12 protein-coding genes are annotated in these 12,513 nt (G+C 32.3%); 4 read left to right on the plus strand and 8 right to left on the minus strand.

Annotated features, from left to right (window positions below):
* Positions 1 to 172: 172 nt before the first annotated feature.
* Positions 173 to 826 carry a DUF2659 family protein gene (locus AAGD39_RS00115; protein ID WP_341756643.1) on the minus strand — a complete coding sequence of 218 codons (654 nt, stop codon included), beginning with the start codon at positions 824 to 826 and terminating at the stop codon, positions 173 to 175.
* A 153-nt stretch (positions 827 to 979) separates the two neighbouring features.
* A complete protein-coding gene (gene ybgF, locus AAGD39_RS00120; protein ID WP_341756644.1) occupies positions 980 to 1,735 on the minus strand; it encodes a tol-pal system protein YbgF in 756 nt (251 codons plus the stop codon).
* A gap of 408 nt (positions 1,736 to 2,143) precedes the next feature.
* Between ybgF and AAGD39_RS00125 the strand changes: the two genes are divergently transcribed.
* The gene (locus AAGD39_RS00125) at positions 2,144 to 2,866 is read left to right on the plus strand and encodes an alpha/beta hydrolase (RefSeq protein ID WP_341756645.1); all 723 of its coding nucleotides are present in this window, start codon (positions 2,144 to 2,146) and stop codon (positions 2,864 to 2,866) included.
* Positions 2,867 to 2,892: 26 nt separating this feature from the next.
* Here AAGD39_RS00125 and xth read toward each other — a convergent pair whose 3' ends face one another.
* From xth to AAGD39_RS00155, 6 genes are all read right to left on the minus strand, one after another.
* Complete coding sequence (xth, locus tag AAGD39_RS00130) at positions 2,893 to 3,669, minus strand: exodeoxyribonuclease III (RefSeq protein ID WP_341756646.1); 777 nt, start codon at positions 3,667 to 3,669, stop codon at positions 2,893 to 2,895.
* A 158-nt stretch (positions 3,670 to 3,827) separates the two neighbouring features.
* Positions 3,828 to 5,450, minus strand: coding sequence for a transporter substrate-binding domain-containing protein (locus AAGD39_RS00135; protein WP_341756647.1), 1,623 nt, complete (start codon positions 5,448 to 5,450; stop codon positions 3,828 to 3,830).
* 49 nt (positions 5,451 to 5,499) lie between these two features.
* The gene (xseA, locus tag AAGD39_RS00140) at positions 5,500 to 6,840 is read right to left on the minus strand and encodes an exodeoxyribonuclease VII large subunit (RefSeq protein ID WP_341757269.1); all 1,341 of its coding nucleotides are present in this window, start codon (positions 6,838 to 6,840) and stop codon (positions 5,500 to 5,502) included.
* A gap of 249 nt (positions 6,841 to 7,089) precedes the next feature.
* A complete protein-coding gene (locus tag AAGD39_RS00145; RefSeq protein ID WP_341756648.1) occupies positions 7,090 to 7,272 on the minus strand; it encodes a hypothetical protein in 183 nt (60 codons plus the stop codon).
* An 839-nt stretch (positions 7,273 to 8,111) separates the two neighbouring features.
* On the minus strand, positions 8,112 to 9,482 hold the full coding sequence (locus tag AAGD39_RS00150; protein WP_341756649.1) for an MFS transporter: 1,371 nt from the start codon (positions 9,480 to 9,482) through the stop codon (positions 8,112 to 8,114).
* Between the two features lie 393 nt (positions 9,483 to 9,875).
* Complete coding sequence (locus AAGD39_RS00155; RefSeq protein ID WP_341756650.1) at positions 9,876 to 10,007, minus strand: S16 family serine protease; 132 nt, start codon at positions 10,005 to 10,007, stop codon at positions 9,876 to 9,878.
* 177 nt (positions 10,008 to 10,184) lie between these two features.
* On the opposite strand from AAGD39_RS00155, the gene AAGD39_RS00160 reads away from it, so the two are divergent.
* The 3 genes from AAGD39_RS00160 (at position 10,185) to AAGD39_RS00170 (ending at position 12,416) form a co-directional block, all read left to right on the plus strand.
* A complete protein-coding gene (locus tag AAGD39_RS00160; protein ID WP_341756651.1) occupies positions 10,185 to 10,535 on the plus strand; it encodes an HIT domain-containing protein in 351 nt (116 codons plus the stop codon).
* Positions 10,536 to 10,698: 163 nt separating this feature from the next.
* Complete coding sequence (asd, locus tag AAGD39_RS00165; protein WP_341756652.1) at positions 10,699 to 11,724, plus strand: aspartate-semialdehyde dehydrogenase; 1,026 nt, start codon at positions 10,699 to 10,701, stop codon at positions 11,722 to 11,724.
* Positions 11,725 to 11,963: 239 nt separating this feature from the next.
* Positions 11,964 to 12,416 (plus strand): 23S rRNA (pseudouridine(1915)-N(3))-methyltransferase RlmH, encoded by a 453-nt coding sequence (locus AAGD39_RS00170; protein ID WP_341756653.1) that lies wholly within the window; start codon positions 11,964 to 11,966, stop codon positions 12,414 to 12,416.
* Positions 12,417 to 12,513 lie beyond the last annotated feature (97 nt).

Consider the following 12,513-nt stretch of genomic DNA (forward strand, 5'->3'; position numbering starts at 1 on the left):
AATTGCCATTTCCGCATAAATGGAAATCTAGATACCTGCTTTCACATGGATGACGCAAAAAAGAGTACTTCGTTGATACTAAAGACATCTCTTCTCTAATATACGTTTGTGAATTGAGAGTAATATTAGTAAGGTTATCTATAAGTTTTTTTGTCATAATTTTAGACCTTTATTATTGTAAATTTGAAAGTAAAGCTTTAGCCTGCTCTTTAACTACTTGAGTTGTACTTTCTAGTGAGAGCACCTTTTTTAAAGTATTCTTTGCTAAATCTTTTGAGTTGTTTCTAATATACCAAGTTGCTTTGATAATATTTGCTGTACCAAAGAATGGCTTATTTTCATCATCAAAATAATTTAAATGTTTCTCTATTTCGTTAATGTTTACATCAGATAAACTTGGTTCGTCTATCATTAAACTCAACCAAACTATACGAGCATATGCACTTGTTAATTCGTCATAAGTGTTGTTATTGATAACTTTTTCTAATAAAGTTCTGGCTTCGATAAAATCTCCTTGGTGTATTTTGATACTAACTTGCTTGATAGCAGCTAGACCCTCTATTTTATTATTACTTGTTGCAATTAAATTATCCAAAGACTTTATGGCAAGGTCTTTATTATCGTTAATAAGTGCAATAGATTTAACTAAAATATCACCTGTTTTTTGATTATTCTCTATTTCTTTTCCATTATACCAGTTGTTTATTAACATAAATAATATAACTATAAGTGTAAGGATTATAGTTATAGGAAGAAATTTTTTAAAATAATAGAGTTTCTTTTCTTCATTTTTATCACTTAAAACTTCTTCTAAAATGTCAGTCATGATTATTTACCAATTATTATTACTGTTCATATATCGAACATGTTAACGTAAGCAAACGAAGCAGTCCATTTTAGTTATTTTTTGGATTGCTTTGTCGCTACTAAACTAGTTCCTCGCAATGATTTAAATGTCTCAAGAACTTATTCTGGTTAGCTATAGACGCTTACAAGCAAATTTAGTTCTTGCATCCTTAGCTCTTTTTATTGATGTTGCTGATCTATTCGGGAATTCTGCTTCAAGTTTCTCAAGAATAGAGCAGGCTTCTGGTGTTTTTTTTAGTTCTCCAAGAGATAACGCTAATTTTAGCAATGAGTCAGAAGCCTTGATCCCTTTTGGTGATTGTTTATAACCTTTTAAATAATTTATTGCTGCTTTATCAAACATATTACGTCTAAAAAAAGATTCTCCATACCAAAAATAAGCATTACTTAACAAAGGGCTATTAGAGTAATTTTTTAAGAAACTTGCAAATTTTTCTTCTGCATCTGTTAATTTATTATCTTTTAAAGAGGCAAGCGCTAAGTCATAAAGTTGTTTATCAGGTGGTATCCCTGAAATAGGTTTTGCAATATTAGCAGAAACAACTTCTTTTTCTACCTTTTTAGTGGATGGCACGTCAAAGACATCACTAACCATAGAATCATCTACTAAATTTTTTGTTGTATCATTATCTTGGGAGCTTATTTCATCTTGTTTTGTGGAGTTTAAAATTTTCTCTAATTTAGCAATAGTATGTTCAATTATTTCAATTCTGCCAAGTAAGTGCTGATTTTCTTTTTCCAAAACATCTAATCTTTCTGCGTAATCATTAGACGGATCAAATTGTAAACTCTTTCTAGTAATTTGATTTTCAGCAACTGCTTGCGTAGCAATCAAAATAATTAATAAATATACATAAATTGTTTTCATACATTAGTATTTGATTTAAAGATTATAAAACCACTTGAGTATACTAGAATTTTTCTAGTAATCTATAACTTTTCAGTTCAGCTTGATTTTTTTATAGATAACTCTATTAACATTACTTCCAATCCACAAAAATCATTGCGAGGAATAGCTTTGCTGAGTGCAATCTAGAAATTATTATAAAATAGAATAGTAGGCTCTTTATTTGGGTTGCCACGCTACTAATTATGGCTCGTGATGATGCTATTCTTTTCTATAAATCACCTAATATTTATATCATTAATTGTGACTTTTAAATTGTCCTGTATTAATCGAGTTAGCTATATCTTGAAATATATCAAGTAGCATGCTATAATTTTTACTTGTTGTTCTTAGCGTTCGATATAAATTAATATATGATAGTGTATAATTATGGCTGAAGTTTTTTTTAATGGTCCTGCCGGTCGGATTGAAGGGCTATATACTAAATCTAGTGATTCTAAAGCTCCGCTTGCTTTGGTGCTACACCCACATCCCCTTCATGGTGGTACTATGAATAACAAAGTGGTGTACAATGTTTATAAAGTATTAGTAGCTAATGGGTTCACTGTGCTCAGAATTAATTTCCGGGGGGTCGGACGTTCCCAAGGAGAGTTTGATCATGGGGTTGGAGAAATGACTGATGCTGCAACAGCACTTGATTGGTTGCAACTTAACAACCCTAGTGGTGGTATAAATTTGATAGCAGGATTTTCGTTTGGAGCATGGATAGCCATGCAACTTATCATGAGAAGACCAGAGATTAATAATTTTATTATGGTATCTCCACCAGTGAGTAAATATGATTTTTCTTTCTTGTCTCAATGCCCCATTTCTGGCTTTGTAATACAAGGGGACAAAGATAGCATTGTTTCAGAGGAATCAGTACTTGAACTGGTAGATAAATTGTCTAAGCAGAAACATATAACTATTGACTATAAGCTTATCCAAGGAGGTGACCATTTCTTTCGGAATAAAATTGGTGAATTTACCCAAGCAATTAGTGATTACTTACAATTAAGGTTATTGAATAACAAAACTACTCCTTTAAATAATGATTTTTCTATTGAAGGAAATTTAGTAACAAAATCTCTTCAAAAAGTTTTCTTAGATTAGTCGTAATTAGAGTTTATGATGGAGACCTAAATGACGGCTATAACAGGTATATGATCAGAAGGTTTAACTTTAGCTCGTAAATTGTAATACATGTAACAATTATCTAAATAATCTGCAACATTGCTTGAGGCAAGTATCATATCAATACGCATACCTTTATTTTGTTCAAAACAACCTGCTCTATAATCCCACCAAGAGAATTCTTGCTTAGTGGGATTTGCTAGTCTATATAGATCCTCAAAACTAGAATTTAAAATAATTCTCAATCGTTGTTTTTCTTCATTAGTAAAACACGTAGTATTTTGTAACTCTTTTGCTGAATATACGTCAATATCAAAAGGAGCAATATTAAAATCTCCTCCCATTATCATCTTAGTATCAAGAGATTTCTTGGGTTGTAAGTAATTAATTAGACTGTCATAAAATCTTAATTTCATTTCAAATTTATCACTACCTACCAACGAACCGTTAGGTGCATATAATGAAGTAATACTACAAAAACCTATTGGAGTTTGTACAGTGATTTCTATCATTCGTGCTTGGTCAGTACAATTAATCGTCGGAAAATCTTTTATCACTTCATCAGCTGGAAATTTTGATAAAATAGCAACACCATTATAGGATTTCTGACCATGTACATAAAAATTATATGCTAAGTCCGATAATTCATCAAAAGGAAATTTTTCAGTCTCACACTTTATTTCTTGTAGTAAAACAATGTCTGGTTCTACTTCCGTTAGAAAATCACGTAAATGTTGTAGTCTCATTCTTATAGAATTAATATTCCAAGTAGCTATTTTCATTTAAGATTCTTTATTTAAAGTTTTTCATTTATGGCTTATTAATATTCATCCATAACGAACTGAATCGCCACACCACTTCGGGCTCGCGATGACGAAAATACTTTTACCAAAACGTCATTGCGAGGAGACCGAAAGGGCAACGAAGCAATCCACATTCATTAAACTACTTTATCTGTAGGAATTTCTGTATTATCCGAACGAAAAGTTAAGTTTGGAATATTATAATAGTAGACTAAAAGCTTACTAACAAAAGCCCCTACAAATACTATAATAATAGAGTATTTTATTGTACTATAATCGTGCTTATGAGCATAAGAATCTAATAATATACTAAAGATCGCACCCCACAATATTAATATTTCAAAATTAATTTCTCTAGGTATACACCACATATTTTTATCATGCTTACCAATTAAATTCCGGAATATTATACCGACACTAGAAGTCAAACAGGCAAAGCATGGCCCCCAGAACCCTAATGGTTCAATTCTTTGTACAATTACGGTTATAACACCAATTATCATAAAAGATGCTTGCCCTAAGGAATCACAAACAATAAGAGTATTATTGCGTATTTTTTGAATAAAATTATCTTCATATAATTGCTTGTTATAATAAGCTAGCAATTTAATGGCAGAGAAGCCAATAAGCACCGTTATAAAAACACGAAAAGCATAATATGGAGTTAAAGTAAGACTGATATTGTTATTGGCATGGTGTACTATAATATCGATAAAAATACACCCAAGTAATGATGGTAACATTGCCAATACAAAAGTAGCAAACAACGTAGCATTTGTTCTTGCCGATATAATGATACCAGAAATTGCGAATGCTATACTACCTATAACTCCAATAATATAACACCATGCTGAATCGATAGATTTTGGCAGTAGAATATGATATCTATAGCTTTCTACAATTTTTTTATATTTATCACTATTGATAAACTCTTTAATTGAATTGTTAAACCGTGCCACTAGATTAGAAGATACGGTTTTCTTACTAAACATTAAATGTATAGGGGTTTTAATACCAGTAGGGATTTCTTCTACTTGATCTTTTTCTGCGTAATTTAAGGCAAGAGCTACCCCTGCGATCTTGTCAGCAAGAAATCCATCAATTTCATTACGTAGCAGCCCCTTAAATAACTCTGCATTATTTCCATACTTAATGATAATGTCATTATTACTCACCTGATTTAGGTAGTCGGTCGTCCTTGTGTCGCCATACACAGCCTTTTTGGTTATCCCAAGACGAAAATTTAGTAAACGTACCTGAGCCAAGAATTCATCTATATTGTTAAAATTCAGATGTTTTCTTGCTGAACGTAAAGTAAATAGGGAAATTTCTGCAAACCGATACGGAACAGAGAAATTGGCAAAGGTTGCTCTTTCATTAGTATAAGCAAGCCCTGGCACTACATCACTTTTACCTTGTTGGATATTGGATATTACTCGCCCCCAAACAGAATCAGCATATTGTACGCTAATGTTAATTTTGCTACTAATAGCATTGATTAATTCAATATCTAAACCGGCGATACCATATCCACCACTTCTAGTTATATAGCTAAACTGGTATGGCTCCAATGGATACCAATCAACAAGTAAACTCTCTTTATCAGGCATCTCTTCAGTGCATTGAGTAAAATATGCATCAAGGAGATTATTAGATACTTGAGTATTACTTACTGTAGAATCAGCAACTTTATATTCAGCAGAGGCAAAAAGGTTTTGTAAGATAATAATAATCGGGATGATACCCTTAAGTACTTGCATAATGTACAGCTCTTTTTATTAGAATTCTACCTTAAGTTTTGAGTATACACTATTTTACAGTGTGCACTAATATATCACCATCAAAAAATTTAATATTAAATTCCTGTTTTCTATTTGCCATAACTTTTGATGTTACGAATTCCCCATCTGCTGATTTAATTACCGTAAAGCCACGTTTTAGTACGGTTTTGTAGTCTAAACTGGTAAGTAGTAGATTATTTAAATTTAATTGATGCTCATAATTTTTTAACTTAGTGCTAATAGATTTTAGTGTATAATTAAATTGATGCTCTAATTCCAAAGACTTATAGTCAAATATCTTCAAAGGATTTAATATTTCTATATTTAGTGATTCAAGCTTTGCCACTTTAAATCTCAGTAAATTCGGTAAAGAATCTGTTAATCTAAAACTGAGTTCATCAAGAAGTTGTTGATTATAATCTATATAAGTAGTTAGACTCTTGGAAATATTAGTATTGGAGTCAACAGCTTGCTGTTGATATTTTACTAGCCGATTAGTACGATTAAGTAATGCTTCATAATATGAACTTATTGTATAATTGAGATTAGAGAGTACAGGTACGGCAAATTCAGCTGCGGCGGTGGGAGTAGGGGCTCGTTTGTCAGCTACTAAATCAATTAAAGTATTATCTACTTCATGCCCAACTGCTGAAATAATAGGAATATCTGAACTAAATACACTACGTACTACTATCTCTTCATTGAAAGCCCATAAATCCTCTATAGAGCCACCACCTCTTGCAACAATTATAACATCAGGTTTTATATTTTGTTCTAATTTATTAAATCCTTCAATTGCCTCAGCAATTTCACTTGCAGCATTCCCGCCTTGAACAGTAACTGGCCATATTAGTATATGAGAGGGACAACGATCATTAATACGGTGTATAATGTCCTTAATTACAGCTCCAGTCATTGAGGTAACTACACCAATCTTATTAGGCAAAAAAGGTAATGGTTTTTTTGCTTTATCAAATATACCTTCTTTTTCTAATCTTGCCTGCAACTCCTTGAGAATTTGCATAATAGCTCCAAGACCAGCAGGCTCCAGGGCTTCTACCGATAGCTGATATCGTGAATTTCCTGCATATCCAGAGAGTTTGCCAATAGCTACCACTTCCATACCATCAATTGGTGTAAATTGAATTTTGGCAAGTACGGGACGCCAACAAGTGCAAGCTAGAACAGCTGCATTTTCTTTCAGATTAAAATAACCATGACCAGAAGTTGCTATCTTAAGACCTGAAATTTCTCCCTTTACTCTAATATAACCAAAGTTATTTTCGAGCAATTCCTTAATCTTGCTGGAAATTTCAGTGACGGAGAATTCTTGATTTATTGGATTAGTAATAACACTATCTTCTAACATAAAAATTATACTAATTTTCTGGATTTTTTCTTTGACCTTACGGTCTTTCTTGCTAATAGACAAAAGTACTTTTACCTAGGTTCATTGCAAGGAGGTATAAGCCGATGAAGCAATTATAAGTTAGAAACCTTTATACAATGGTACACAGAAGAGTGGCAAGAAGTTATAAGGGGAGGGCATTGCTTTGCAGCCTTCCAAAAAAAGGCTGGTATAGAAAGACCCCTATACCAGCCCTGTAGAATAAAGAAATTATTTCTTCTCTTTTTCTGTTTTTTTCTTCATGGTTGAATCTTGTCCATCCGTGTTTTTTTCTTGTTCACTCATATTTTCTTCTTGTTGCTGATTTGTATCTTTTTTATCAGAAGACCCTGCAGCAGCAAAAGCGGAAATAGAGAAAGCTAAAGTTAGAATAATAGTTAATAAATTTTTCATAATAAACCTCATTTTTTGTACTGGTGATTCTAGCTTAAAATGTATAATATTCAAGTCAAATAATGGATAAAATTGTCTTTTGGTATAAAAATAAATTATTAATATGATAACTATGTGTCATTTTAGTTAATATACCTATTATTATATGATTTTTTACTAATAGCTAACCCGATTAGTCTTTAGCCATAGTAAACTGAAGTCATTACGAGTAGCAACTTTGGTGGCTAACCAGAATAAGTTCTATATAATTCCTTTGTCATTGCGAGGAGCTGCTTTAGACACTGTTAACAAAGCTTATTTAATCGGTGAATAAAGTCTTTTTTGTTGCAAATTATAAGATTTTTTTGAAATAGGTATACTATTCCGGCAAAAATCTTATTAATTTTCGCTAAAAAATCCATTAATTCATCAATCAAATAAGCTTTGTTAACAGTGTCTAGTAGCTACGAAGCAATCCAAAAAGTTATTAGAAATGGATTGCCACGACCACTCTCGTGGTCTCGCTAATAGACGGAGACTATCTAAAAAACTCTAACGGATTAGCTATAATTGTAAGGAGCTATCTTAATTAGGAAACTAACCAGGATATTGCATGAAGGTATCAATATTTATCTCTGAACCCCTTGTAATATAAGGAGTTTGGAAGAATTGCACAAAAATACAAATTGTATATTTAAAATTTTATATATTTTAGCCTGTAGCCCTCATGAGACAAGGGCTAGCACAATTGGTTCATTTCTATCATGCAATATCCGGGCTAATACTTCTATTTTTTGTCCATTATAGTTTTAAGATGAGTCTCGTTTTGGACGAATAAATGATATAAAAAGATGTTTGAGTTAAAAAGGCGAAACACCTGGCAAATTTCTGTGGGCAAGAGGATAACCGCCAAGCTCTTTTGCCAATTTGTCAAAATAAAATAACCCATAGGCAAAACCGATAATTACAGGAATCATAATAACCCATAATCCCCAATGACCAAAATGATCAGTAAAATAGACAAAACCAAAAGAGGTGATGACAAACATCAAAGCCTTAGATATAGCAAATATAATGCTAACACAGGTAAAACGTTTAAACACCGGAAAGCTTTTATAACAAATTGGAAGAGCTGTACCTAAACATACCTCCAATAAAACCATAACTAATTGCATCAAAAATAACTGATACGGAACATTAATGTGATTCAATAAATATGGACAAAATATGATGAAAATGGAACATATTGTAAGTATAATTTTCAAGGTAAATAATGGGTATACTTTGTAACTTAAATAACAATAAATTAATATGGTTAAGAACTCCATTATACAAATAATAAGATTATGTTGAATAACCTCGGCAGTGTTATACCCAAAGCTAGTTTTTAAAATATTACCACAATATATATAAATAAAGTAAAAACATACTGGTGAAGCACATTGTAATAAAAAGAAAGCTATTATTGTTTTTTTATCAACTTTTTCTTGCCATACGGGGTGATCTTTTAAGCCAGCTGTATCGGTATTAGTTTTTTCAAAAACTTTTTTTATTCGACGTTTGGCATCAGCAAATTCTGGGGTTTCCCGCAAGGTTGTTCTAGCTACAGACCCAACCAATGCAATTGCTGCACCAAACCAAAATGCTAAACGCCAATTAAATCCATGTGAAGTGACAAGTGAGGCAATTCCTAAAGCTCCTATTTCTCCTAGGACGCCAAAAGCCCCTATCAATGCCACACTTACATATTGGGCTGGTGGCTTAATTGTTTCCGTTAAATAAAGATCTGCCCCTATCACCTCTCCCATAGAAGATATACCTTGAGCAGCACGGCAGATGGTTACTATCCAAGTAGCGGTAACCCCTATTTGGGCATAAGTAGGCAAATTAGCCATCATAAGACATGAGGCAGCCATAATAAAAGTTGTGATAATCACTGTTGATTTACGACCTATATTATCGCCCAACCAACCGAATATTAATGCCCCAATAGGTCGGAAAACAAAGGTAGCACAAAAAGCAAATGCCATCATTAATGAGGTTGTGTGAGGATCAGTTGGTTCAAAAAATAACTCATTAAGAAAAGCCGCCATATGGACATATAGCATTAAGTCAAAATATTCTAGGAATGTTCCTATTGATAGTAAGCCTAAAGCCTCCCTTTGTTCTTTAGTGAGATTAGTCTGACGATTAGGGCTGATCCTAGTATTTTCTTGAACAGCTTCACTCATGGTTGGCTCAATGATTATTTTTATTAAAAATAATTTTCAACACTCGTCATTGCAAGACCACATAAGTGGTTGTGGCAATCCCCATTTACTGGATTGCTTCGGGGTTGACCTACGGTCTTCCTCGCAATGACGCCTAGGGGGCTTATGCCTTCTTGCAATGACGATTTTTTCTAAACTCCTACTAACCAAAAACACATTAATGATGAGGTGGACTATCTCCACCTATCGCAACATCTAGTTCAAAAAGTTTAGTCGAAGTTGCTATAATTATGATTAAATATAACCTAGATTAAATAGTCAACTAATTTTTTATTAACAAAAACAACATTCAATATTCTAATCGCATGGGATATGGTTTTGATGGCTAATAACTCCTTAATTTCATGTGGTATTTTAGCAAGATATTTTTATATTAGCTTCGGGGAATATTACCGTGGTAATATTCTCTCTAGCTGCTGCTGATAGTTTCTCTTTTAAACCACTTATCGGCAAAACCATGCCTTTTAAGGTTAGCTCTCCAGTCATTTATATTATTAATGACTATCGCTGCAATGCACCATTATAAGCCAATATAAATCATTATTTACATTGACTTCAATATCTATTATATCATATTTTAACTATATAGTTGCTTTGTTAAGTGTCTAAACTAGCCCCTCACAATGACATCTGTGAATTTGTAGGAATTAGAGTATAATGAATATGTATGACAAGAATAACGTTTTCGCGAAAATTATTGGCAAAGAACTGCCAGCAGAAATAATATATGAAGATGAGAATTTAATAGCATTTAATGATATAAATCCTGTAGCTCCGGTACATGTAATAGTTATACCGAAAAAGGAGTATGTTGATTATAGTGATTTTGTCCTTAAAGCTTCTGGAGATGAAGTTAGAGATTATTTTACTAAATTATCTCATATTGCGTCTCTAGTGGGTTTAGAGCAAGATGGTTATCGTTTAATTACCAATAAAGGCAAGAGATCAGGACAAAGTGTGTATCATTTTCACTTCCACATTATTGGTGGAAGAACTATTTCTAAGTTGGTATAGGTTAACAGGTGTTATTGTAACTTGTCATTCCTGCGTAGTAAGCAGGAATCTAATTGGGGTGAAGTCATCCTGAATTTATTTCAGGATTGTGTTAAGAACATACAGTTCCTGAAACGAGTTCAGGATGACTTCCGTCGTTCATGTAAAACAATTATAAGTAAATATGACAAAAAAATATAATATCGCAGTGATTGGTGCAACAGGTAATGTCGGACGAGAAACTTTAGAGACTTTGTCTGAGAGAAATTTTCCAATTAATAATATCCACGCTATAGCTTCTAGTGAGTCTAATGGTAAGGAGGTTAGCTTTGGAGATGGTACTATAAAAATATCTGACATAGATAGTGTAGATTTTAGTAAAATCGATATTGCTTTTTTCTCAGCTGGTTCAGAAATATCAAAGAAATATGTACCCAAGGTTGCAGAACAAGGTTGTATAGTTATTGATAAGTCGTCATTCTTCAGGCTTGATCCTAATGTTCCTTTGATAGTTCCAGAAGCTAATCTAGCCAGCCTAAAAGATTATACTATTAAAAATATTATAGCTAATCCAAATTGTTGTACTACTCCTATAGCTACTGCGTTAAAGCCTTTGGATAATGCCGTGAAGATTAAGAGAATGGTTATCTCAACCTATCAGTCAGCTTCAGGGGCAGGCAAAAGAGGAATGGAAGAGCTTTATGAACAAACCAAGGCAAAATATGTTTTTAAGGACGTCGAGCCTAAAGTTTTTCCGCAACAAATAGCTTTTAATTTATTCCCACATATAGGTGATTTTAATAAAGATGGTTCTACTAGTGAAGAATCTAAGATTGCTTTGGAATTAGAAAAAATTATAGGATCGCATGCTAAAGCTAGTATAACTTGTGTCAGAGTGCCGGTGTTTGTTGGGCATGCTATTTCAGTTAATGTTGAATTTAGTGGGGCAATAGATGCTGAAGAAGTAAAAGAAATTCTTAAAGAATCAGATTCTATAGAGGTTAATTGTCATTCGGATGAAATATACTATGTTACTCCTAAGGATGTAGTAGGCACGGATATTGTTTATGTCTCGCGAATTAGACAGGATTATAGTCAGAAAAACACCATTAATTTATGGATTACAGTTGATAATTTACGTAAAGGAGCAGCTTTAAATGCTGTACATATTGCTGAAGAATTGATCAAGGGATATTTGCCGAATAAGTAAAACAAATTGTGGATAAGTTTGTGGGTAAATAAAAAATAACTAATTTGGACAACCCGTGATAAGGTTAGTTTTATATCTTGTTGACAGCCGAATATGTTGCCATAATTGCCTAAAGTATAGATTAAAGCTCGGTAACATCTTAATTAAAAATATGTAAAAAGTCAATATAATTTTATAACTTTTACTTAGTGCATAACTTTTATGGTGTATAATTAAATTAATTAATCAATAATAAAATAATGAGACAAATACAAATAATTTCCGTTGGTAAACTTAATAATTATTATCAGCCAATTGCCAAAGATTATCAAAAATTGATAAAATATAATATAAAATCTACAGAGATTTGTTATTCAAAAAAATTACCAGCTGAACAAATTAAACAATTTGAAGGCAAATTAATTAATGAATTTTTAGAAGAAAAATCCTGTAAAATAGTGCTAAATATTATTGGTCAGAGTTATAATAGCCATGAATTTACAAAATTAATAGCAAATAATTTGCAATCAGGCAAAAATATACAATTTATTATTGGAGGTGTCTTCGGTTTAGATAAGTCTATTGTTGAACAAGCAAATATCAATCTTAGCCTTTCAAAAATGACTATGCCCCATCAAATGGCAAAAATAATATTATTAGAACAAATATATCGGACTCAAACCATAATAGAAAACCATCCATATCATAAATAGGACAATTCAATGAAATTCAATAATTACCTCTTACGTATAGTTACCCCGAATAGTATTACTCCATCATTGCGAAGAGCCACTTTAGTAGCGACAAAGC

Origin of the sequence: Candidatus Tisiphia endosymbiont of Nemotelus nigrinus (assembly GCF_964026475.1) — a bacterium.
In the GTDB taxonomy this organism is placed as follows: Bacteria; Pseudomonadota; Alphaproteobacteria; order Rickettsiales; family Rickettsiaceae; genus Tisiphia.

Bases quoted from the DNA above. Each gene is read 5' to 3' on its own strand.
- AAGD39_RS00115 (WP_341756643.1), bottom strand. From the start codon at position 826: ATGACTGACATTTTAGAAGAAGTTTTAAGTGATAAAAATGAAGAAAAG.
- ybgF (WP_341756644.1), bottom strand. From the start codon at position 1,735: ATGAAAACAATTTATGTATATTTATTAATTATTTTGATTGCTACGCAA.
- AAGD39_RS00125 (WP_341756645.1), top strand. From the start codon at position 2,144: ATGGCTGAAGTTTTTTTTAATGGTCCTGCCGGTCGGATTGAAGGGCTA.
- xth (WP_341756646.1), bottom strand. From the start codon at position 3,669: ATGAAAATAGCTACTTGGAATATTAATTCTATAAGAATGAGACTACAA.
- AAGD39_RS00135 (WP_341756647.1), bottom strand. From the start codon at position 5,450: ATGCAAGTACTTAAGGGTATCATCCCGATTATTATTATCTTACAAAAC.
- xseA (WP_341757269.1), bottom strand. From the start codon at position 6,840: ATGTTAGAAGATAGTGTTATTACTAATCCAATAAATCAAGAATTCTCC.
- AAGD39_RS00145 (WP_341756648.1), bottom strand. From the start codon at position 7,272: ATGAAAAATTTATTAACTATTATTCTAACTTTAGCTTTCTCTATTTCC.
- AAGD39_RS00150 (WP_341756649.1), bottom strand. From the start codon at position 9,482: ATGAGTGAAGCTGTTCAAGAAAATACTAGGATCAGCCCTAATCGTCAG.
- AAGD39_RS00155 (WP_341756650.1), bottom strand. From the start codon at position 10,007: ATGACTGGAGAGCTAACCTTAAAAGGCATGGTTTTGCCGATAAGTGGT.
- AAGD39_RS00160 (WP_341756651.1), top strand. From the start codon at position 10,185: ATGTATGACAAGAATAACGTTTTCGCGAAAATTATTGGCAAAGAACTG.
- asd (WP_341756652.1), top strand. From the start codon at position 10,699: ATGACAAAAAAATATAATATCGCAGTGATTGGTGCAACAGGTAATGTC.
- AAGD39_RS00170 (WP_341756653.1), top strand. From the start codon at position 11,964: ATGAGACAAATACAAATAATTTCCGTTGGTAAACTTAATAATTATTAT.